This window comes from Halomonas sp. LES1 (assembly GCF_031846005.1).
Taxonomy (GTDB): domain Bacteria; phylum Pseudomonadota; class Gammaproteobacteria; order Pseudomonadales; family Halomonadaceae; genus Halomonas.
The window spans coordinates 159458-181194 of the sequence record NZ_JAVRGC010000001.1; the positions used below are offsets into that span (position 1 = coordinate 159458).

The 21737-nt window shown below is 64.3% G+C and carries 25 protein-coding genes and 1 tRNA gene; 5 read left to right on the plus strand and 21 right to left on the minus strand.

Translation table 11 applies throughout. The annotated features are described in order from the left end of the window. Positions 1-163 precede the first annotated feature (163 nt). Positions 164-373, plus strand: a complete 210-nt coding sequence (locus RM463_RS00770) for a DUF2788 domain-containing protein (protein ID WP_195687101.1) — start codon at positions 164-166, stop codon at positions 371-373. A gap of 122 nt (positions 374-495) precedes the next feature. Here RM463_RS00770 and ihfA read toward each other — a convergent pair whose 3' ends face one another. From ihfA to RM463_RS00815, 9 genes are all read right to left on the minus strand, one after another. Next, positions 496-798, minus strand: coding sequence for an integration host factor subunit alpha (ihfA, locus tag RM463_RS00775; RefSeq protein ID WP_132041108.1), 303 nt, complete (start codon positions 796-798; stop codon positions 496-498). Between the two features lie 78 nt (positions 799-876). Next, positions 877-3273, minus strand: a complete 2397-nt coding sequence (gene pheT / locus RM463_RS00780; RefSeq protein WP_311428574.1) for a phenylalanine--tRNA ligase subunit beta — start codon at positions 3271-3273, stop codon at positions 877-879. Positions 3274-3313: 40 nt separating this feature from the next. Further along, entirely contained in the window at positions 3314-4333 is a 1020-nt protein-coding gene (gene pheS, locus RM463_RS00785) for a phenylalanine--tRNA ligase subunit alpha (RefSeq protein WP_299232937.1), read from the minus strand. A gap of 127 nt (positions 4334-4460) precedes the next feature. Then, the gene (gene rplT / locus RM463_RS00790; protein WP_013332273.1) at positions 4461-4814 is read right to left on the minus strand and encodes a 50S ribosomal protein L20; all 354 of its coding nucleotides are present in this window, start codon (positions 4812-4814) and stop codon (positions 4461-4463) included. A gap of 37 nt (positions 4815-4851) precedes the next feature. After that, positions 4852-5046 carry a 50S ribosomal protein L35 gene (gene rpmI, locus RM463_RS00795; RefSeq protein ID WP_132041111.1) on the minus strand — a complete coding sequence of 65 codons (195 nt, stop codon included), beginning with the start codon at positions 5044-5046 and terminating at the stop codon, positions 4852-4854. A 113-nt stretch (positions 5047-5159) separates the two neighbouring features. Next, entirely contained in the window at positions 5160-5702 is a 543-nt protein-coding gene (gene infC / locus RM463_RS00800; RefSeq protein WP_299233204.1) for a translation initiation factor IF-3, read from the minus strand. Positions 5703-5713: 11 nt separating this feature from the next. Further along, positions 5714-7633 carry a threonine--tRNA ligase gene (thrS, locus tag RM463_RS00805; RefSeq protein ID WP_195687105.1) on the minus strand — a complete coding sequence of 640 codons (1920 nt, stop codon included), beginning with the start codon at positions 7631-7633 and terminating at the stop codon, positions 5714-5716. A gap of 259 nt (positions 7634-7892) precedes the next feature. Continuing rightward, positions 7893-8546, minus strand: a complete 654-nt coding sequence (locus RM463_RS00810) for an OmpA family protein (RefSeq protein ID WP_195687106.1) — start codon at positions 8544-8546, stop codon at positions 7893-7895. Positions 8547-8804: 258 nt separating this feature from the next. Then, positions 8805-9272: a DUF2489 domain-containing protein gene (locus RM463_RS00815; protein ID WP_195687107.1), complete on the minus strand. Its 468-nt coding sequence runs from the start codon at positions 9270-9272 to the stop codon at positions 8805-8807. 194 nt (positions 9273-9466) lie between these two features. On the opposite strand from RM463_RS00815, the gene RM463_RS00820 reads away from it, so the two are divergent. Continuing rightward, positions 9467-10924 carry a DASS family sodium-coupled anion symporter gene (locus RM463_RS00820; RefSeq protein ID WP_311428575.1) on the plus strand — a complete coding sequence of 486 codons (1458 nt, stop codon included), beginning with the start codon at positions 9467-9469 and terminating at the stop codon, positions 10922-10924. Positions 10925-11057: 133 nt separating this feature from the next. On the opposite strand, the gene cyoE is transcribed toward RM463_RS00820, so the two are convergent. Genes cyoE through RM463_RS00840 form a run of 4 tightly spaced genes read right to left on the minus strand, consistent with a single transcriptional unit; the run spans position 11058 to position 14372 of the window. Then, positions 11058-12011 carry a heme o synthase gene (cyoE, locus tag RM463_RS00825; RefSeq protein WP_311428576.1) on the minus strand — a complete coding sequence of 318 codons (954 nt, stop codon included), beginning with the start codon at positions 12009-12011 and terminating at the stop codon, positions 11058-11060. Continuing rightward, positions 12004-13071, minus strand: a complete 1068-nt coding sequence (locus RM463_RS00830) for a COX15/CtaA family protein (protein WP_311428577.1) — start codon at positions 13069-13071, stop codon at positions 12004-12006. The genes cyoE and RM463_RS00830 overlap by 8 nt, the downstream gene beginning before the upstream one ends. Before the next feature lie 27 nt (positions 13072-13098). Continuing rightward, positions 13099-13647 (minus strand): hypothetical protein, encoded by a 549-nt coding sequence (locus tag RM463_RS00835; RefSeq protein WP_311428578.1) that lies wholly within the window; start codon positions 13645-13647, stop codon positions 13099-13101. Next, entirely contained in the window at positions 13644-14372 is a 729-nt protein-coding gene (locus RM463_RS00840) for an SURF1 family protein (protein WP_311428579.1), read from the minus strand. The genes RM463_RS00835 and RM463_RS00840 overlap by 4 nt, the downstream gene beginning before the upstream one ends. Here RM463_RS00840 and RM463_RS00845 point away from each other — a divergent pair. Further along, positions 14371-14562 (plus strand): DUF2909 family protein, encoded by a 192-nt coding sequence (locus RM463_RS00845; protein WP_195687112.1) that lies wholly within the window; start codon positions 14371-14373, stop codon positions 14560-14562. The genes RM463_RS00840 and RM463_RS00845 overlap by 2 nt on opposite strands. 44 nt (positions 14563-14606) lie before the next feature. Here the strand turns inward: RM463_RS00845 and RM463_RS00850 are convergent, their stop codons facing one another. The 5 genes from RM463_RS00850 to RM463_RS00870 form a co-directional block, all read right to left on the minus strand. After that, positions 14607-15464 carry a cytochrome c oxidase subunit 3 gene (locus RM463_RS00850; protein ID WP_311428580.1) on the minus strand — a complete coding sequence of 286 codons (858 nt, stop codon included), beginning with the start codon at positions 15462-15464 and terminating at the stop codon, positions 14607-14609. After that, positions 15461-16060 carry a cytochrome c oxidase assembly protein gene (locus tag RM463_RS00855; protein WP_195687114.1) on the minus strand — a complete coding sequence of 200 codons (600 nt, stop codon included), beginning with the start codon at positions 16058-16060 and terminating at the stop codon, positions 15461-15463. Before RM463_RS00855 ends, RM463_RS00850 begins: the two co-directional genes overlap by 4 nt. A gap of 45 nt (positions 16061-16105) precedes the next feature. Continuing rightward, positions 16106-17743: a cytochrome c oxidase subunit I gene (gene ctaD / locus RM463_RS00860; RefSeq protein WP_195687115.1), complete on the minus strand. Its 1638-nt coding sequence runs from the start codon at positions 17741-17743 to the stop codon at positions 16106-16108. Between the two features lie 59 nt (positions 17744-17802). After that, positions 17803-18921 carry a cytochrome c oxidase subunit II gene (coxB, locus tag RM463_RS00865; protein WP_311428581.1) on the minus strand — a complete coding sequence of 373 codons (1119 nt, stop codon included), beginning with the start codon at positions 18919-18921 and terminating at the stop codon, positions 17803-17805. A 152-nt stretch (positions 18922-19073) separates the two neighbouring features. Then, positions 19074-19247 carry a DUF2970 domain-containing protein gene (locus RM463_RS00870; RefSeq protein ID WP_311428582.1) on the minus strand — a complete coding sequence of 58 codons (174 nt, stop codon included), beginning with the start codon at positions 19245-19247 and terminating at the stop codon, positions 19074-19076. 151 nt (positions 19248-19398) lie between these two features. Here RM463_RS00870 and RM463_RS00875 point away from each other — a divergent pair, with 151 nt between their 5' ends. After that, complete coding sequence (locus RM463_RS00875; RefSeq protein ID WP_311428583.1) at positions 19399-19728, plus strand: hypothetical protein; 330 nt, start codon at positions 19399-19401, stop codon at positions 19726-19728. Positions 19729-19833: 105 nt separating this feature from the next. Here RM463_RS00875 and RM463_RS00880 read toward each other — a convergent pair whose 3' ends face one another. Both RM463_RS00880 and RM463_RS00885 read right to left on the minus strand, forming a co-directional pair. Continuing rightward, positions 19834-20568 carry an LrgB family protein gene (locus RM463_RS00880; protein WP_311428584.1) on the minus strand — a complete coding sequence of 245 codons (735 nt, stop codon included), beginning with the start codon at positions 20566-20568 and terminating at the stop codon, positions 19834-19836. Then, positions 20565-20924, minus strand: a complete 360-nt coding sequence (locus RM463_RS00885; protein ID WP_195687120.1) for a CidA/LrgA family protein — start codon at positions 20922-20924, stop codon at positions 20565-20567. The genes RM463_RS00880 and RM463_RS00885 overlap by 4 nt, the downstream gene beginning before the upstream one ends. A gap of 210 nt (positions 20925-21134) precedes the next feature. On the opposite strand from RM463_RS00885, the gene RM463_RS00890 reads away from it, so the two are divergent. Beyond that, positions 21135-21211 (plus strand) — tRNA-Pro (locus RM463_RS00890). A gap of 164 nt (positions 21212-21375) precedes the next feature. Here RM463_RS00890 and RM463_RS00895 read toward each other — a convergent pair. Then, positions 21376-21726, minus strand: coding sequence for a hypothetical protein (locus RM463_RS00895; protein WP_311428585.1), 351 nt, complete (start codon positions 21724-21726; stop codon positions 21376-21378). Positions 21727-21737: the final 11 nt, after the last annotated feature.

The following is a 21737-nucleotide window of genomic DNA, read 5'->3' on the forward strand; positions in this document are numbered from 1 at the left end:
AATGGTAACATATCTCGCGATTGCCTCGCATCCGGCGTGAGGCAAGCCGCTGCCGACCCGGTCTCGACCCGGATCCATCGCGGGGCACTATGTCGCATGGCAACAATCTCATCTCCGCCTCGACCCGCGTATAATAGGGGGTTTCACCCCTGACGGAGATATCATGCAGCAGACGTTCGAGGCATGGATCACGCCGCTGATGATCGGCGGCCTGATCCTCTTCATGTGCTTCATCATCTGGGACCTTGCCAAGAAGTCCAATGCCGGCCGATTCGGCACCATCATGCTGTTTGTGGTGCTGGGCGCAGGCATGCTCGGCTATGTGCTCAAGGTGATCATCACCTGGGTCCTGGAGAACGGTGGCGCCGTATAGCCATTGCCCAGCATGAAAAGAGCAGCATGAAAAACAGGAAGGGCCACCCCATCGGGGTGGCCCTTCGTTCTTGACGAGTCGTTACCGGCTGTTATCGCTGGAGGGTGATGCCGTCGGCCGCGTCAGTGGTGCTCTCCACGATACCCTTCGACCTGACTCTTCAGCTTCTGCCCCGGCCGGAAGGTCACCACTCGACGCGCGGAAATGGGGATCTCCTCGCCCGTCTTGGGATTGCGCCCGGGCCGTTCGCGCTTGTCGCGCAGATCGAAGTTGCCGAAGCCGGACAGCTTGACCTGCTCGTTCTCCCTCAGGCACCCACGGATCTCCTCGAAGAAGGCCTCCACCATGGACTTGGCCTCCCGCTTGGAGAGGCCGAGTTCGGCATGCAGATGTTCGGCGAGCTCCGCCTTGGTCAGTGCACCCATCGCTGCTCTCCTCTCCAGGCCCTTGCGGGCCCGCTAGACGATCGACACCCACCAGCCTCGCCCCATGGAGATACCCCACTACGTACGTAGCTCGGCCCCCAAGTGTTGCCGGGACTCGTTGACGATGGCATCGACCAACTGATTGATTTCCTCGTCATTAAGCGTGCGCGAAGGATGCTGCCAGGTCAAGCCCAGGGCAACGCTCTTGCGCCCTTCCGGCACGCCCTTGCCCTGGTAGACGTCGAACAGGCGGCATTCGCTCAGCCACTCACCCGCCTCGGCACGCAGGGTGTCCAGCAGCGCCTGCACGGGCAGATTCTCATCCACCAGGAACGCCAGATCGCGGCGCACCTCGGGGTAGCGCGATAGCGGCATAAAGGCCGGCACGCGGCCGTGGGTCAGGGCATCGAGGCGAACCTCGAAGAGCAGCGCATCGACCTTGAGTCCCAGCTGGGCACGCACCGCCGGATGCAGGGTGCCGATCCAGCCGGCCTCCTCACCGCGATACAGCAGACGGGCACACTGCCCCGGATGCAGTGAGGGGTGCTCGGCGGGCTCGAAGCGCCACGCCTCGGCATCACCGCCCATGGCCATTAGGCTCTCGAGATCGCCCTTCAGGTCGAAGAAGTCGACCGCCGTACGCTCGGCGGCCCAGCCCTCCGGTTCGCGGCTGCCACATACCAGCGCGCCCAGCATCGGCACCTGTGCCAGGTCATCGAGCTCGCCACGAAAGATGAGACCGGTCTCGAACAGCCGGACCCGGCTCTGCTGGCGATTTAGGTTGTACTGCAGGGTCCGGATCAACCCCGGAAAGAGGCTGGCCCGCATCACCGAGAGGTCCGCGGAGATGGGGTTGGCCAGCACCGGCGACACCGCCTCGGGAAGCAGCGTCTTCTGCAGCTCGGGCGCGACGAAGCTGTAGGTCACCGCCTCCTGGTAGCCACGCGCCACCATCTGACGCCGCAGGCGGGCCAGCGGCGTGCGCGCCTCATGATCGCTGCGCAGACCCAGACGGGCCTGGGGGCGGCGGACCGGTAGGCGGTTGTAGCCATGGATACGCGCCACCTCCTCGATGAGATCCTCCTCGATGGCGATATCGAACCGCCAGCTCGGCACCTCGGCACGCCATTCGGCATCGGTCGCCTCGACCTCCATGCCGAGCCGCTCGAGTATTTCGCTCACCTCCTCGACGGCAAACGTCTTGCCGAGGGCCTGCTCGAGCCGTGTACGCCGCAGAGCGACGCGACACGATGCAGGCAGGTGGTCGTCGCTGGCTACCTCGACCAGGGGCCCGGCCTCACCGCCGACGATATCGAGCAGCAGGGCCGTGGCCCGCTCAACCGCCTCACGGGTCAGCTGGGGGTCGACACCACGCTCGAAGCGATGAGAGGCATCGGTGTGCAGGCCATAGTCACGCGCCTGACCGGCCACCGCCAGGGGCGTGAAGAATGCCGACTCGAGGAAGATGTCGCGCGTCTTCTCGTTGACGCCCGACTGCTCCCCGCCCATCACCCCGGCGATGGCAAGCGGGCCGCGTTCGTCGGCGATCACCAGGGTCGAGGCATCGAGGCTGACCTCCTGGCCGTCGAGCAGCACCAGTCGCTCCCCCTCCCGGGCCAGGCGCACGATCACCGCACCGCGAAGGTTGTCGCGATCGAAGGCATGCAGCGGCTGCCCCAGCTCGAGCATCACATAGTTGGTGATATCGACGACCGGGTCGATGCTGCGCACACCACCACGGCGCAGGCGCTCCACCATCCACAGCGGGGTCTCGGCGGTGACGTCGACCCCCTTGATCAGTCGTCCGATATAGCGGGGGCAACGCTCGGCGTCCTCGACGCGAACCGCAAAGGTCTCATCATGGCTCGCCGGTACCGCCTCGCATGCGGGGCCCTGAACAGGAAGACGGTTGAGCACGCCGACCTCACGGGCCAGGCCCTTGAGGCTCAGGCAGTCGCCGCGGTTGGGGGTCAGGTCGACCTCGATGGTGCAGTCGTCCAGCCCCAGCCAGGTGCGCAGGTCCTCGCCCTTCGGTGCATCGGCGGGCAGCACCAGGATGCCCGGGGAGGTCTCCTCCTCGAGCCCCAGCTCGGACGCCGAGCAGATCATGCCACGGGACTCCTGCCCCCGCAGCTTGGCCTTCTTGATCTTGAAACCCGACGCCTTGGCGTCATCGGGCAGCACCGCGCCCACTCGAGCGAAGGCCACCTTCTGCCCCGCCGCCACATTGGGTGCACCACAGACCACCTGAACCGGTTCACCGCTGCCATCGTCGACCCGGCAGACGCTGAGCTTGTCGGCATCCGGGTGCTGCTGCTTCTCTACCACCTCGGCTACCACCACGCCCTCGAAGGCCGCCGCTACCGGCTCCACGGCATCGACCTCGAGCCCTGCCATGGTGATCTGGTCGGCCAGTGCCTGGGTTGCCAGCTGAGGGGAAACCCACTCGCGCAGCCAGTGTTCGGAAAATTTCATGACAAATCCTATCGCTGTGTTCTGCGTTTCCGGTGGACGATCAGGCGAACTGGCGCAGGAAGCGCAGGTCGTTGTCGAAGAACAGCCGCAGGTCGTTGACCCCATAGCGCAACATCGCCAGGCGCTCGGCTCCCATGCCGAAGGCGAAGCCGGTATAGCGCTCGCTGTCGATGCCGGCGTGCCGGAACACTTCGGGGTGCACCATGCCGCAGCCCATCACTTCCAGCCAGCCGCTGTGGCCACACACCCGACACCCCTCGCCTGCGCACATCACGCACTGGATATCGACCTCGGCGGAGGGCTCGGTGAAGGGGAAATAGGAGGGCCGGAAGCGCACCGAGAGATCGTCACGCTCGAAGAAGGCATGCAGGAAGTCCTCGATCGTGCCCTTGAGATCGGCAAAGTTCACCCCCTCGTCAACCAGCAGTCCCTCCACCTGGTGGAACATCGGGGTATGGGTGAGATCCGAGTCACTGCGGTAGACCCGCCCGGGGCAGACGATACGAATCGGCAGACTACCCTCCTTCATGGTGCGCACCTGAACCGGCGAGGTGTGGGTGCGCAGCAGCCGGGTAGCGTCGAAGTAGAAGGTGTCGGCCATGCCCCGCGCCGGGTGATGGGCGGGAATATTGAGCGCCTCGAAGTTGTGGTAGTCATCCTCGATCTCGGGGCCTACCGCGACGTCATAGCCAACGCGGGTGAACAGGCCCTCGATGCGCTCCAGGGTGCGAGTCACCGGGTGCAGCCCACCGCTGGGCTGACCACGCCCGGGGAGGGTCACATCGAGTCGCTCGGCGGCGAGACGCGCCTCAAGGGCGGCCTTCTCGAGAGTGGCCTTGCGCGACTCAAGCTCGGCCCCCAGGGCCTGCTTGGCCTCGTTGATTCGCTCGCCGGCAGCCGGGCGCTCGGCGGCGGGCAGCTTGCCCAGCCCCTTGAGCAGCGCGGTGATCTCGCCCTTCTTGCCGAGGTAGCGCACGCGCAGCTCGTCCAGTGCCGGGATGCTGTCGGCGGCCTGGATCGCCTGGCGGGCCTCGGTGACCAGGTTGGGAAGGTGGTCCATCCGTTGCGCTCCGAATTCGATACGTAAAACACAGGGCTAAAAAAAACAGGGGAAGAGCGGCTGCTCTTCCCCTGCGACGCCTACAGACACCCGGCAGAAGCCGGGTGGCCGAAAATGACGCTGTCTCTTACTGGGCAGCCTTGGCCTTCTCGACGATGGCAGCGAAGGCTGCCTTCTCGTTGACGGCCAGGTCAGCCAGGACCTTGCGGTCGATCTCGATTCCGGCCTTCTTCAGGCCACCGACGAAGCGGCTGTAGGACAGGCCATGCTGACGGGCACCGGCGTTGATACGCTGGATCCACAGGGCACGGAACTGACGCTTGCGCTGACGACGGTCGCGGTAGGCGTACTGTCCTGCCTTGATGACCGCCTGCTTGGCGACGCGAAAGACGCGGCTCCGGGCACCGTAGTAACCCTTGGCCTGCTTGAGAATCTTCTTGTGACGGCGACGGGCGACGACGCCCCGCTTGACACGAGTCATAGCTTACTCCTGACGAAAAATGGGTCTACCAAGGGTCTTACAGGTTGGGCAGCATCCGCTGAATGAGCGGCTTGTCCGCGTCGTGAATCTGCTTCATGCCACGCAGTTGACGCTTACGCTTGGTGGACTTCTTGGTCAGGATGTGGCTACGGAACGACTGCTTGTGCTTGAAGCCGTTGGCCGTCTTCTTGAAGCGCTTGGCAGCGCCGCTGTTGCTCTTGATCTTCGGCATGAGAATAACTCCGCTCGAGGTTCTTCAGAAAACCCGAGGCCGACGCAAGGCATGACACCTTGCGCCCGTTGAACCGGCCACCGGATCACTTCTTTTGGTACTGCTGGTACCGCTTACTGCTTCTTCTTGGGCGCAATGATCATGATCATCTGACGACCTTCCATCTTCGGGAAGGATTCGACACTCCCGAGATCTTCGAGGTCGGCAGCGATCCGCTCCATCAGCTTGCGGCCGATGTCCTGGTGCGCCATTTCACGACCGCGGAAACGCAGCGTGACCTTGCCCTTGTCGCCCGCTTCGAGGAAACGCGTCAGGTTCTTCATCTTGACCTGATAGTCACCCTCGTCGGTGCCAGGCCGGAACTTCACTTCCTTGACCTGAATCTGCTTTGTCTTCTTCTTCTGAGCCGCCTTCTGCTTCTTCTGCTCGAAGACAAACTTGCCGTAATCCATGATCTTGCAGACGATCGGATCGGCATTGGAAATCTGCACGAGATCCATACCGGCGGTCTCGGCGCGCTCCAGCGCCTCGCTGGTGGGCACGATGCCCAGCTGCTCGCCGTCGCTGTCAATCAGGCGAACCTGATCATCGGTAATACGCTCGTTCATGGGCGGACGCTTGTCCTGGGGACGTCCACGTTGGTTGCTACGCTTGATGTTCCGTCTCCTTAGGCAATTGACGAATGTCTCTCACCGAGCTCTTCTCCGAGGCGCGCCATGAGGTCATCGACCGTCATGGTACCCAGATCTTCACCACTGCGCGTACGCAGGGCGACCGAATCGGCTTCGACTTCCTTATCTCCTACCACCAGGAGATAGGGAACTTTCTGCAAGGTATGCTCCCGGATTTTAAAGCCGATCTTCTCATTCCTCAAGTCCGCCTTGACGCGCAAGCCGAATTTCTGCAGCCGACGCTCGAGATCCAGCACGAACTCACGCTGGGAATCGGTGATATTGAGGATCGCCACCTGCTGGGGAGCCAGCCATAGCGGCATGGCACCGGCATGATGCTCGATCAGGATTCCCAGGAAGCGCTCGAACGAGCCGAGGATCGCACGGTGCAGCATTACCGGTGTCTTGCGGGCACCATCCTCGTCGACGAACTGGGCACCCAGCCGTCCCGGCAGATTGAAGTCGAGCTGCAGGGTACCACACTGCCAGACCCGATTGAGGCAGTCGCGCAGGGAGAACTCGATCTTGGGACCGTAGAAGGCGCCCTCGCCCGGCTGAAGCTCCCACTCAAGGCCGGTGGAGTCGAGCGCGGCCTCGAGACCCGCCTCGGCGCGATCCCACAGCTCCGCCTCACCCATGAAGTCATCGGGGCGCGTCGACAGCTTGAGCTCTACCTCGTCGAAGCCGAGATCCTTGTAGACCTTGAGGGTCAGGGCAATAAACGCCTCGGCCTCGGACTGAATCTGCTTTTCCGTACAGAAGATATGGGCGTCATCCTGGGTGAAGCCGCGCACCCGCATCAGACCATGCAAGGAACCGGAGGGTTCGTTGCGGTGGCAGCTGCCGAACTCCGCCAGACGCAGCGGCAGATCCCGATAGCTCTTGAGGCCCTGATTGAACACCTGCACGTGGCAGGGGCAGTTCATGGGCTTGATGGCGTAGTCGCGCTTCTCCGACTCGGTGGTGAACATCAGCTCGCTGTAGTGTCCCCAGTGACCGGACTTCTTCCACAGCGACAGATCCACCACCTGAGGCGTCTTGATCTCCTGGTAACCATTCTCGATCTGCACCCGACGCATATACTGCTCGAGCGCCTGATACATGGTCCAGCCGTTGGGGTGCCAGAACACCATCCCCGGCGCCTCTTCCTGGAGGTGGAAGAGATCCATCTTGCGGGCCAGCTTCCGGTGATCGCGCTTCTCCGCCTCCTCGAGGCGCTTCAGGTAGGCCTTGAGCTGCTTCTTGTCGGGCCAGGCGGTGCCATAGATGCGCGTCAGCATGGGCTTGGTGGCATCGCCACGCCAGTAGGCACCGGCCAGCTTGGTCAGCTTGAATGACTTCAGGTGCCGGGTATTGGGCACATGCGGCCCCCGACACATGTCGACATACTCTTCATGATGATAGAGCCGAATCGTCTCCCCTTCGGGAATCTCCCGCACGATCTCCTGCTTGTAGGGTTCGTCGCGGTGCAGGAAGGCAAGCATTGCCTTGTCGCGATCGACATACTCGCGAACCACATCATAGCCCTTGTCGATCAGCGCCTTCATGCGCTGTTCGATGGCTTCGAGGTCCTCGGGGGTCGCCGAGCGGCCAAAGTCGATATCGTAGTAGAAGCCATCATCGATGACCGGGCCAATGGCCATCTTCGCATCGGGATAGAGCTGCTTGACGGCATGACCGATCAGGTGAGCACAGGAGTGACGCACCACCTCCAGCCCCTCGGGGTCCTTGGCGGTGAGGATCGCCACCTCGGCATCACGATCGATGATATCGGCGGCATCCACCGGCACTCCGTCGATCTTGCCGGCCACACAGGCCTTGGCGAGTCCGGGGCCGATATCCTCGGCCAGTTGCATCACGCTCAGCGGGGCATCGAAGCGTCTCTGGCTGCCGTCAGGCAGGGTCACGATTGGCATGAAGGGGTCCTTTCGCGCAGTGGTGGCCCATACGAAAGACCACATGTCGCAGTGAACAAAGAGTGAAAAGGTGCTTGTCAGCCGGAACCCGGCCATCGCCATGATTAGAGAAGAACTGCTCCAGGCGAGACGGTGCCGGGCCGGATGACGCGCCACGATAACAAAGCACCACTTATGGTGCCACTGTGCCGACGCAACAGGGGCGCCCTGAGGCGCCCCTGAAGGCGAGTCGAAACTCGCCGTGAACATGAACCCGGACTTACTGGCTCATGATCTCCACACGACGGTTCTGGGCACGGCCGGCGTCGGTCTCGTTGGTGGCGACCGGACGCTCTTCACCGTAGCCCACGGTGCGCATGCGGTTGCCGGCAACGCCCTGGCTCACCAGGTAGCTGCGCACGGAGTCGGCGCGGTCCTTGGAGAGACCCAGGTTGTACTCGTTGGTACCGATGGCATCGGTGTGACCGGCGATGGTCACGCGCACCTCGGGGTTGTCGTTGAGGGTACGAGCAACCTGATTCAGCTCGGACTCGGCGCCCGGGCGCAGCTCGGCGGAGTCGAAGGCAAAGGTCACATCGCTCTGCAGGGTCACCGGCTCGAACACGGGCTCGGGCTCGGGCTCCGGCTCGGGCATCGGCGCGGGCTCGGCCACCGGCTCCGGCGTGTCGGCACACAGCATGGCACCAATGGCGGCACCAGCGGTCCCGCCAATGGCGGCACCGTCATCCTCATCGGACTCGCTGCTCGAGGCATAGCCGATACCGCCGCCGATGACACCACCGGCCAGGCCGCACACCATCGGGTGCTGGTACCAAGGCTTGTCGACAGAGGAAGTACTGTTGGAAGTGGCGCAGCCGGAGAGGCCGACCACCAGAGCAGATCCGAGCAGCAAGCCAGTCGTGGACTTCTTCATGTGAAACTCCTTCTCTTTGCTTTTTTTCGCTCCAGGGTAGGCAACCGCTTGCCGCCTCCCAGATGATCCCGACGATCAGGCACTGCGATCTTTGCCGCAACACCCATGCCGAAAGCGTCTGCCACGCGTGTCAGACCGTTCTCGGCACACTGCCAAGCTTGCCGCAGCTAAGCAGCTTATTCAATCGTCTAGGGATAGACTAGCAAATCCTGACGGTATCGCACAGTGTTCGATAAAGCCCCCCTGCGCGCCTGAACCTCAATGCAGACTCGCCGGCCAGTCGCGCCGAAACACCAGCGCGGCCCGTGCGGCCTCAAGCACGGCATCGCGATGCTCCTCTTCGACAGCAAGGCGCTCCTTGTCTTCCTTGAAGCGCTCCTTGGGAGAAAGCGCCTTGCGAGCTTCATGGGTATGAAGGTGGCGAGTCAGCGCATGGACCTCACCGAAGGGGCGAAAGCTTTCACGCTCCAGCAACCGCGAGTCGAGGATCTCGAGCAACACCTTGCAACGCCAGACGCCCTCGGTGATATTCACCTGCTCCTGCAGCAGTGCCGAGGCCACCAGCTCCAGGTTCTCAAGACAGTTTTCATGGGCCCGACGCAGCTCGTCCTGCTGTCTGGCCCGCCGCCGTCGAACCTCACGCCACAGGGTAAAGGCGTAGGCACCGAGGCCGGCGATGACCACCAGGGCTAGGCCGGCAAGAATCAGGGCGGTGGTGGAGCTCATCGAGTATCACCATGACATGACAGAAAGTGGGCGTACGATTCTACCCCCTTGCAGGTCGCGACCCCAACGTTCCTCGACCCGATGCCCGGCGGCGCATGCCCCTGACGCTACGCAGGATTCTTGAGTACAATGCGGCCGCCTCATTGTCAGGCACTCACCCTTTCGATGCACTCATCCCGGTAATGGAACCCGCCATGCCTGATCACTCCAGCTCGCCCAGGGCACCGGCTCCGCCCGCACTCGCCGCCAGGATCGGCCTGTGGCTTGGCCCCGCCCTGCTGCTCCTCACCCTGCTGTTACCGCCTCCCGCCCAGATGCCGCCGGCGGCATGGGCCTGTGTCGGCATGGCGCTGTGGATGGCCACCTGGTGGTCTACCGAGGCGATCCCGATTCCTGCCACCTCGCTGCTCCCCATGGTGCTGGTACCCGCACTGGGGCTGGGCAGCATGGGCGAGGCGACCGCCAGCTACGCCAACCCGATCATCTACCTGTTCCTGGGCGGCTTCCTGCTCGGCATCGCCATGCAGCGCTGGGATCTGCATCGCCGCCTCGCCCTGCACGTGCTCAAGCTGGTGGGGCACCAGCCACGCCGGCAGATCGCCGGTTTCATGGTCGCTACCGGCTTTCTCAGCATGTGGGTGTCGAATACTGCCACCTCGATCATGATGCTGCCCATCGGCATGTCGGTGATCAGCCTGCTCGGCGACAGCGACCCCGAGGAGCTGCGCCGTTACGCGACCGCCCTGCTGCTGGCCATCGCCTACTCGGCCAGCATCGGCGGTGTCGCCACCCTGATCGGCACGCCACCCAATGCCCTGCTGGCCGGCTACCTGGCCGAGGACCGCGGCATCGACCTGGGCTTCGCCCAGTGGATGCTGGTGGGCCTGCCGATCAGCATCACCATGATGGTGGCGGCCTGGTGGTGGCTGACCCGGCGCGGTTTCAAGCTCGATGCGGCAAACCAGAGTGCCGAGCTGATCGATACCGAGCTGGCCAACCTCGGCCCGATGTCCTCCGCCGAGCGCCGCGTGGCGGTGCTGTTCTCGCTGGCCGCCATCGCCTGGGTGGCACGCCCGCTGCTCAACGACTTCGGACTGCCCTGGTTGACCGACACCGGCATCGCCATCGCGGCCGGCATTGCGCTGTTTCTGATCCCGAGCGGGGGGCAATCCCGCGAACGCCTCCTGGCCTGGGGCGATGCCCAGCAGGTGCCCTGGGGCATCCTGCTGCTGTTCGGAGGCGGCCTGGCCCTGGCCGGCACCATCACCCGTACCGGCCTGGCGGAGTGGATCGCCGGCCAGCTGGGCATCTTCGGTACCCTGCCGCTGCTGGCCATGATCGGCATCGTGGTGCTGGTGATCATCTTCCTGACCGAAGTGACCTCCAACACCGCCACCGCCGCGGCCTTCCTGCCGCTGCTGGGCGCCCTGGCACTATCGCTGGATATCTCGCCGCTGCTGGTCACCGTGCCGGCCGCCATCGCCGCCAGCTGTGCCTTCATGATGCCGGTGGCCACGCCGCCCAATGCCATCGTCTTCGGCACCGGGCATATGAAGATACAATCGATGATCCGAGCCGGCTTCGCCCTGAACCTGGCCGGCAGCGTGGTGGTCACCGTAATGGCCTACCTGCTGGTCGTCCTGCTCTGGTAGCCCTGTTCTGATAGCCCCGCTCTGATAAACCTGATCTGACAAACAGGCAGCAGACCAGCACGACACGGCCCGGCAATCGCCGGGCCGTGTCGTTTCTCGGGGGCGTGCGCTCTCGCCGGCGTTACTCCCCCACTTACTGGATCGCCGGCGCCAGCCACAGCGTCCAGGCCTGGGCATAATGGTCCAGCAGCAGCACGCCGAACAGCCCCAGGATATAGCGGATCGAGAACCAGAAGGCGGCCAAGGGCGCCCTGGGGTCCTGCCCCCGCCAGACGCGGTAGTTCCAGAACATGAAGCGCGCATTGAGCGCCATCACCCCGACCAGATAGACCGCACCACTCATGCCGATCACGAATGGCAGCAGCGTCACCGCCACGGTCAGCCAGCCGTAGAGCCATACCTGCAGGCGGGTGAAGGCCACGCCGTGGGTCACGGGCAGCATCGGCACTCCGGCACGGGCGTACTCATCACGCTTGTGCAGCGCCAGCGCCCAGAAATGCGGTGGCGTCCAGGCGAAGATGATCAACACCAGCAGCAGTGGCTCGGGTCCCACCTGGCCGGTGACTGACGTCCAGCCCAGCAGTGGCGGTGCGGCACCGGCCAGCCCACCGATCACGATATTCTGGGGCGTGGCATGCTTGAGGAAGGTCGTGTAGACCAGCGCATAGCCGATCAGTGACCCCAGGGTCAGCCAGGCCGTCAACCCATTGACCTGCCACACCAGCAGCCCGAGGCCGGCCAGCGACAGCAGCGTGGCCCAGGCCAGGGCGATGCTGCCGGGCATGCGTCGGGTGGCGAGTGGCCGCCGCGCGGTGCGCAGCATCATGGCATCGAGTCGCCTGTCGACCACATGGTTGAAGGCCGCGGCCCCGCAGGCGGTCAGGCCGATGCCCGCCAGGCCGAAGAAGACGACCCCAAGCGAGGGTAACACCGGCCGCGCCAGCGCCATGCCGACCAGGGCACACACCAGCATCACCAGCACCACGCGTGGCTTGCACAGGGTAACCAGGTCTCGCCAGCCCCAACTGCCCAGCGAAGGGGGTGCGAGCTCGGAGATGCGGATCTCGGTGGTCAGTGAATCAGACATGGACCCACTCCTTCTTCTGCTGCGTTCTGGGTTGTGATCTGCTCGGGGATGCTTCGAGAGAGCGCCACCGCCAGGCAGCCAGCGCCAGGCTCAAGACCAGCCCCACGGCCCCCGCGGTATGCAGCAGCGCCAGCCATAGCGGCAGCCACAGCAGTACATTGGCGACTCCCAGGGAGAACTGCACGGCGTAGGCCAGCACCAGCGTCAGCAGGGGACCACGCAGCGCCCTCTCGCGCCGGCAGCCGGCCCACAGTCCCAGAATGGCGAGACCCAGCGCCAGCGCACCCAGACGGTGCCCCACCTGGATGGCGCTGCGTGCCTCGGCATGCAGCTGACCATGTAGGTAGTTGGGCCCGACGCTCTGGGTCAGATGAAACCCCTCGCTCCAGTCCAGGGCCGGCCACCACTGGGAGTTACAAGTGGGAAAGCCCTGGCAGGCGATGCCGGCATAGTTGCTCGAGACCCAGCCCCCCAGGGCCAGCTGGATCACTAGCAGCACCGCGGTCAGTCCCCATAACGGGGTGAGACGACGACGGGGCGGCGCCACGCCCCCCAGGGTCAGATTCCCGCTGGCACAGCGGCGCAGGCGCAGATGCAGCCACAGAAACACCAGCATCACGCCAAGCCCGCCGAACAGATGCAGCGCCACCACCTGGGGCCACAGCTTCAGCGTCACGGTGAAGGCACCGAACGCCCCCTGCACCATGATCAGCCCAAGCAGCCCCAGGGAGAGCCGCCAGGGGTAGTCGGCATGGCGCCGCAGTGGCCAGCCCAGCACCACCAGGGCGATCACCAGCAGGCCCAGGGCGGAGGCCACATAGCGATGGATCATCTCCATCCACGCCTTGGCGCTCTCCAGGGGCGAGTCCGGGCTATGCGCCAGGGCTCGTCCCTCATCGGGCACCACCAGGGCGCCGTAGCAGCCCGGCCAGTCCGGACAGCCCAGCCCGGCATCCACCAGACGCGTCCAGGCGCCCAGCAGGATCACCCCCACCGTGAACACCACTCCCGCCAGACTCAACGCCTTGAGCAGTGCAAACCGCCGACGTGCTGCATGCATCGCCACACCTCCTCTATGCGTGCGGGTTCAATGACCCGCCAGCTCCTGGCCAGCCTGCCAGGGTGCCTCCGGGTTCATGCGCAGCAGGCGCCCCAGGTCTGCCTTGACCGCATAGGGGTCGGCCTCGGGTTCATAGCCGAGCACCACCTGACCGCGAGGATCGATCACCCACAGCCGGCCCGGCTCGAGCCAGGCGGGGCGCTCGGCCCACTGCCCGACCACCGCCCCGGGCAGCGCATCATCAACGCCACCCACGCGAAGCCGGCTGACCCTCGGTGCGTCGCTGCCCAGTGCCCGATGCAGGCGCCACCACTGATCGCTGAGCTCTTTACAGCGCTCGCCGCAGTCGAACGCCAGGACCCAGTCACCGGAGACCGCGGGTGCCATCGACGTGGTCAGTGGCCACTCGGCCAGCTCCGGCACGCCTGGTGCCAGTTCACCATGCGCGGTGCGCCCCTCGGGAATACCGATACGCCATAGCGCCATCACCGTGGCCACCAGCACCGGCAGCGAGAGAAACAGCAGCAGCGCCGCCAGCTTGAGCCGTCCATAGGGGGTGGCATGGGACATCGTCATGATCGATCCTCCGTGGGTATCTCATCGGGATGCCGCCCCATGCGCCGGCCACCGAGCACCATCACCACCAGCGCCGCCAGCGCCAGCCCCCACCATTGCACGGCATAGCCGATGTGGCGACTCGGCGGCATGACGCTCGGTGACCACCAGGCGGGCAGCGCGCCGGGCCCCTCCTCCAGGTGCAGCCAGCCGGCGTGGGCGAAGTCGAGCGACCAGGCATCGAGTTCGATCCGCTGGAGCCTGGCGCCCTCTCGATTGGGTCCGAACAGCGGGGCGCCATCCCCTGCCGCCTGCCAGCGGCCGCGCAGGGTGATCCGCCCATTGGGTGTCGCCACTTCGGGGTCGGCACGACTGGTCCCGGTCTCCAGAAAGCCACGCTGCACCAGCCAGACGCGACCATCATCGCCACGCAGCGGCGTCAGGGGTGCCACCCCCAAGCGCCCCTCGTGGGTGCGGTTATCCAGAAACAGGGTCTCATCGGCCAGGTACTCGCCGGACAGCGTCAGCCGGCTACCCTCGGGGGGAACCTGTCGGGGATCGACAAGCGCCGGTGCCGCCTCCAGCCGCACCAGGTAGGCACGTTTCTGCTCGCCACGCTCCCACTGCCACGCCCCCAGCGCCACCCCCAGCACGACCAGCAGGGACCAGAGCGTCCACCACAGGCGTTGCCGCCACCGTCCTGGGCGGGCATGCTGGGAAATCTTCATATCCAAGGAGTGCGCCATGCTGCTCAAGATCCTGATTGCCCTGGTGTTCCTGGCCATGGTGACCAGCCTCGCCGCCGGTGCCGGCTTCCTGCTGCGCGACGACGCCGCCTCGCGGCGCCTGCTGGTCTCCCTCAAGCTGCGGGTGGCCCTCGCCGCCATCCTGCTGGCCCTGCTCTTCTATGGCTTCTACGCCGGCAACCTGGGCTGAATCCCGACAATCCCATTAGCCTTGAAGGGCCAGGAAGACAAGACTCAGAAGACATAGACGAACAGGAAGAGACCGACCCATACCACATCCACGAAGTGCCAGTACCAGCAGGCCGCCTCGAAGCCGAAGTGATTCTCCGCGGCGAAGTGACCACGCAGGATCCGCAACAGCATCACCGCCAGGATCGTGGCCCCCATGATCACATGGGCCCCATGGAAGCCGGTCAGCAGGAAGAAGGTCGAGCCATAGATGCCCGCCTCCAGGGTAATCCCGTAGTGGTAATAGGCCTCGTAGTACTCGACCCCCTGAATGGTGATAAAGCTCAGGCCCAGCAGCACGGTCACCAGCAGCCAGTTGCGCGTGGTCTCACGCATGCCCTCCTTCAACCCCTCGTGGGCCACGGTCAGCGTGATGCTGGACCCCACCAGGATCAGGGTATTGACCAGCGGCAGCTGCCAGGGGCTCAGCACCTCCCGCGGCCCCGCCACATCGCCGGGCGGCTCCATCAACGGCCAGCTGGCGGTGAACTCCGGCCATAGCAGGGCCGCCACCCCCTTGGCGCCCTCCCCGTCCAGCCACGGCAGCGCGAAGGTACGCACATAGAAGAGCGCACCGAAGAAGGCGGCGAAGAACATCACCTCGGAGAAGATGAACCAGGCCATGCCCTGACGGAAGGAACGATCCATCTGGGCATCGTAGAGCCCCCCGCGGGACTCCTTGATCACGTCGAGAAACCACAATCCCATCACGGTCAGGAGCGCCACGAAACCGACCGCCATCATGATGCCGCTCATTCCGTGTACCAGGATCATCCCGAAACCGATCAACATCAGACCCAGCGCCAGCGAGCCGAGGACCGGCCACTTGCTGGTTGGGGGAACGTAGTAGCTGCCACCACTCATGCCTCACCTCCTATGTCGCCGCTCGCGCGTGCCTGAAGCGCTGCCTCATCACGGTCAACCGGATACAGGGTATAGACCAGGGTTACGGTATGGACGTCGGCAGGCAGATCCCGGGTCAGCTGGAAGATCAGGGGAAGTTCGATACGCTCCCCCGCCTGCAGGCGCTGCTCCTCGAAGCAGAAGCACGCCAGCTTGCGCAGATGCAGGTTGGCGCGGGCCGGCGTCACGCTGGGCACGGCCCGCCCCCAGACGGCGCTGTCTGCCGTGTTGTGGAAGGCGAAGCCGACCTCGGCACTCTGCCCGGGATGCACGCGAATCTGACGCGTCTCCACCTCGAGGTTCCATGGCAGGCCGGCACTGGTGCGCGTCACGAACTGCACGGTCACCGCGCGGGACTGATCGACCTCCTCCGCGACCAGTGCCTGGCCCTGGGTGTCCACCTTGCCATTGAGCCCCGTCACTTCGCAGAAGACGTCATAGAGAGGCACCAGGGCGAAGGCGAAGGCGAACATGCCGGCCAGGGCGAAGAGGGTTCGGGCAACGGTTCGCCTGACCCCTCGGGCCCTCTGGCTGCCGTGCTGCTGACGCTCCTCCATAGTTCTCTCCCCGCTAGTCGCTAGAGACGCCGCTGCTACTTCTCGTCACGCCGAATTCTCGTCACGACGAAAGGTGGGCGGATGCTCGAAGGTGTGCAGCGGCGCCGGGCTCGGCACGCTCCACTCGAGGTCCTCGGCGCCCTCCCAGGCCTTGGCCGGGGCCTTCTCGCCTCCGCGCACACACTTGATGATCAGCCATACGAAGAGCAGCTGGGAGGCACCGAACAGGAAGGCTCCCAGGCTGGATGCCAGGTTGAAATCCGCGAACTGCAGGGCGTAGTCGGGAATCCGCCGCGGCATGCCGGCCAGCCCCGAGAAGTGCATGGGGAAGAAGGCCAGGTTGACGCCGATCACCGAGAGCCAGAAGTGCCAGTGGGCCAGCTTCAGATTGGGGTAGTGGCCGGTCCACTTGGGTAGCCAGTAGTAGGCCGCGGCCAGGATCGCGAACAGCGCCCCCGGCACCAGCACATAGTGGAAGTGCGCCACCACGAAGTAGGTGTCGTGATACTGGAAGTCTGCCGGCGAGATGGCCAGCATCAACCCCGAGAACCCGCCGATGGTGAACTGCACCACGAAGGCCAGGGCAAACAGCATGGGCGGCTCGAAACTGATCGAGCCGCGGAACATGGTGGCCACCCAGTTGAACACCTTCACCCCGGTGGGCACCGCGATCAGCATGGTGGTGTACATGAAAAACAGCTCGGCGGTCAGCGGCAGGCCCACGGTGAACATATGGTGCGCCCAGACCATGAACGACAGGATGGCGATGGCCCCGGTGGCATACACCATGGAGGCGTAGCCGAACAGCCGCTTGCGGGAGAAGGTGGGGATGATCGCCGAGACGATCCCGAAGGCGGGCAGGATCATGATGTAGACCTCGGGATGCCCGAAGAACCAGAACAGATGCTGGAAGAGCACCGGATCCCCGCCACCGGCGGCATTGAAGAAGCTGGTACCGAAGTTGATATCCATCAGCATCATGGTCACCGCCCCGGCCAGCACCGGCATCACCGCGATCAGCAGGAAGGCGGTAATCAACCAGGTCCAGCAGAACAGCGGCATATCCATCATCCGCATGCCCGGCGCGCGCAGGTTGAGCACCGTGGCGATGATATTGATGGCGCCGAGGATCGAACTGATGCCGGCGATATGCAGCGAGAGGATAAAGAAGGTGGTGGAAGGCGGCGCGTAGGTGGTGGAGAGCGGCGCGTAGAAGGTCCAGCCGAAGTTGGGACCACCCCCGGGCATCAGCAGGGTGCTCAGCAGAAGCGTGAAGGCCACCGGCAGCAGCCAGAAGCTGAAGTTGTTCAGGCGCGGCAGGGCCATGTCCGGCGCGCCGATCTGCAGCGGTATCATCCAGTTGGCCAGTCCCACGAAGGAGGGCATGATCGCCCCGAACACCATGATCAGGCCATGCATGGTGGTCATCTGGTTGAAGAACTCCGGCTCCACCAGCTGCAGCCCGGGCTGGAACAGCTCGGCGCGCACCACCAGCGCAAAGACACCACCGATAAAGAACATCGTCAGGGAGAAGATCAGGTAGAGGCTGCCGATCTCCTTGTGGTTGGTGGTCAGCAGCCAGCGCATCAGGCCACGGGGCGGGGCCGGGTGCGCCGCCTGGCCGCCGGCACTGGCGGTAGAGCTCTGCTCGACGGGGTGATGCAGGGGCAGCTTGGGCGCCATGGTCAATCTCCCTGATTGTCGCTGTTCTTGTCTGATCGCCTGGGAAGGCCGCAGCCGGCCTACTCCTCCAGCCGCTCGGCAATCTCTGACGGCTGAACCACATCGCCGGTCTCGTTCCCCCAGGCGTTGCGCTCGTAGGTGATCACGGCGGCAATCTCCACCGGGCTCAGGGTGTTGCGGAAGGCCGGCATGGCGGCGCCCGAGACCCCGTTGACCACGGTCTCGATATGTCGCTCGCGCTCCTCCATCAGTGCCTGGTTGCCCGCCAGGGCCGGGAAGGCCGGCTCATTACCGCTCCCATCGGGCTGGTGGCAGGAGGCACACACCGCGTTGTAGCTCTGCTCGCCACGCGCCACCAGCTCGTCCAGGGTCCATTCGCGGTCGACGCCGGAGGCCTCCTGGGCGGCCGCCTCCTTGCGCTCGGCCAGCCAGGCATCGAACTCCTCCTCCTCCAGCGCCTGCACCACGATCGGCATAAAGCCGTGATCCATACCGCATAGCTCGGCACACTGGCCGCGATAGACACCGGGCTCGTTGATCCGCACCCAGTTCTCGTTGACGAAGCCGGGGATGGTGTCCTGCTTGACGGCCAGGTCCGGCACCCACCAGGAGTGGATGACATCGTCGGAGGTCATCAGGAAGCGCACCTTGCGGCCAACGGGTAACACCAGTGGTTCATCGACCTCGAGCAGGTAGTGCTCGCCTCGTTCCCCCTCGCCACGAATCGTCTCGCGGGGGGTGCCGAGGTTGGAGGTGAAGGCGACATCCTCGCCGAGATACTCGTAGCGCCAGCGCCACTGCTGGCCGGTAATCATCACATCCAGGTCGGCATCGGAGGGGTCATACATCTTCTTGAGGGTGGCGGTAGCGGGCACCGCCATGCCGATCAGGATCAAAAGCGGAATCGCCGTCCAGATCACCTCGACCAGGGGGTGCTCATGGAAGTGCGCCGCCTTGGCCCCCTTGGAGTGCCGAAAGCGGAACAGGGAGTAGAACATCGCCCCGAACACGATCACGCCGATGACCACGCAGATCCAGAAGATGGTCATATGCAGGGAGTGGACCTCTCGACTCACGTCGGTCACCCCTACCGGCATGTTCCAGCCATTGGCCATGGCCAGCGTCGTCATCAGGGGGACGACCAGGCAACCTGCTGTCCACACGATGAACGTGCGCATCGGCGCCTCCTCCTTGCTGGTTATCGTGACTTGTTATTGTCGTCTCACGCGCTAGCCGCGTGTGGTCGTTCGATTCAGCTATATCTATAAGGCAGTGTAGCCACCCACACCGCGGCCAACGGTCGCGCCCTCGCCCACCGCCAACGCCTTTTTCAACGGGCCGCCGACACGGCGACAAACGCCACGACCGCCACCAATACCAGGCCCATCAGGATTCCCACGGTAATAAAGGCCACGGGATGCCCCTTCTCGAAGTCCTCCCGACGCTGGGCATCCTTCTGCACACCGAAGAAGGCCGCCAGTACCGACTTGATCACGCTCCACATCGCACTCGCTCCCTGACATGCATCCTGAATTCAAGCAACAAACGCAGCGCCCCGGCCCCGCCCTCCCGCTTACGGTCTCCTATACTCTAGTCAACATCACGAGGCGTATGCCGCAACCGTCATCCGCTGACGTAGTGACCAGGAGGTCGTCATGTCCCAGAACCCCTTCTCCAACCCGATGCTTGAGTGGTGGCAGCAGCAGTGGACCAAGGGTGCCACCCCCATGGCCCGCACCCAGCTGGCCTGGATGGAAGGCCTCGCCGAGGCCCTGCAGTTTGAAGCCGTATTCCTGAAAGCCATCGCCGAGAGCGGTGAAAGAATCGCCGAATGCTTCGACGGACCAAAGCCCACGACCCCGGAAGAGGTGCAGGCCTGCTATGAAAGGCTGGTGAAGGAGGTGAGCAACGCGCAGATGAAACGCCTGGAGCATGCCACCAAGCTCAGTCACGATTTCCACAAGCGCCTGTGGGAGGAAATCTAGGCTCGACCGAAAAGTGGCGAGCGCAGCCAGTTTTCGGACAGAGCCCGGCCATCCTTCAGCGATCGACATCGCCAGATAAACCAGGCGCCCTGATCGGGCGCCTTTTTAGATCCCCAGCCCGAAGAGCCGCGTGATCAGCGGCAGCAGAAACGCCGTAAGAAGACCCGTCAGCCCCATGGCCAGCCCCGAGAAGGCCCCGGCCACGGCGCCGATCCGCGCAAACGCCTGGGCCGTGCCGAAGCCATGGGCCGACAGCCCCAGGGCAAACCCCTGCACCGCCGGATCCTTAATCCGCAACAGACGGAATACCCAGGGTGAAAGCGCACATCCGATGGAGCCCGTCAGCAGCACCAGTCCCGCCGCCAGCGAAGGTATGCCTCCGATCTGCTCGGCTATCCCCATGGCGATCGGGGATGTCACCGAACGCGGCGCCAGGGAGAGCACCGTTTCAAGCCGCGCTCCCAATGCCAGGGCAAGGCCCAGGGTGCTGGCCACCGCCGTGACGATGCCCAGCAGACAGGCCAGCAGCAGCGGCACTAGCAGCCGCCTGACACGCTCACGATGGTCATACAGGGGAATCGCCAGTGCCACGGTGGCCGGCCCCAGCAGGAAGTGGATGAACTGCGCCCCCTCGAAGTAGGTGGCGTAATCCATATCCACCAGCAGCAGCAGGCCGATCAGCATGGCGATGGAGAGCGTTACCGGGTGCAGCAATGGCGTGCCGCCGAGGGCAGTGTTGATGCGCACCGCCAGACTGAACACCAGCAGCGTCATCAACAGCGAGAGCAGCGGGTTCCCGGAGAGATAGACCCAAAGCTGATCCAGCGTCGCGAGGCTCATCGCGACTCCCCTCCCCGGCGCCGGTTTAGCCGGTCCAGTCCCCAGGCGGTCGCGGCCAGGGTCAGTCCCGTGGACACCACCAGGGTGATCAGGATGGGCCAGAGGTCCCGACCGATCAGGGCGAAGTGCACCATCAGTCCCACCCCCGCCGGAACGAACAGCAGGGTCAGGTAGCGCAGCAGACCCTCGCCGGCCATGCGCAGGCTCCTGGGCACCTTGCCATTCACCAGCAGCCCGATCAGCAGGATCACCATGCCAATCACCGGGCCTGGAATCGGCAACGTCAGCCCACGCGCCACCAGCTCCCCCAGGAACTGGCAGGCCAGCAACACACTCATCCCCATGATCAACGGCACGGCAACTCCCCCTCTGCGACCCCGACAACGCCCGATACGCGGCGTAAACCGCCGACATCATAGAGCATCATCGCGGCACGCCCCAGCGCTCCCAACCCAAGCATCTGAAAAGAAAGTGCAAAAGGGGCTTTTCATTTGCCGGCTAACGCGCTAGTATACGCCTCGTTCTCGGGGCACAGGCCGGACGGCCAGGAAACCGAAAACGCGAGTCGGAGCGTGGCGCAGCTTGGTAGCGCGTTGCAATGGGGTTGCAAAGGTCGCAGGTTCGAATCCTGTCGCTCCGACCAGAAACAGTAAGAGAAACCGCCACTTACGGATCATGCCGGGTGGCGGTTTTTCGTTGAGCTCAATATATTGTCAATATTCTGTCAAAATGTGCGGCCCTTAACCGGGCGTTGTGCGCATTGAAAAGGCGCCACTACGGGCGCCTCTCTCACCTTGACCTCGCGACTCAGTCGAAGCTGAACTCACTGCGGTTATCCGCCGCCGACATCTCCATCTTGATGCAGCTCTCCAACATGTTGTAGCTGCCGGGGCTGCCGAAGCTCGCCACCTCGTGGCAGTGGTTTTGGATGCTACCCGGGAGGGTGCCCCACTGCCGCTTCACGTTGTTGTATGCCGATTGCTCCATGTCGATGCAGCTGTTGTACATGGTGTTGCTGAACTCTCCGCCAAAGCCGGCCACCTGCTCACAGTGGTTTTCGACGTCATAGCGGGGCGGCTGCTGCGCCTGGGCAGCGATCGGCAGGGCGACAAGAGCGACGGCGGCGATGATGTGCTTCATGCGATCTTCCTTGTTCATGTGTGGCTCAG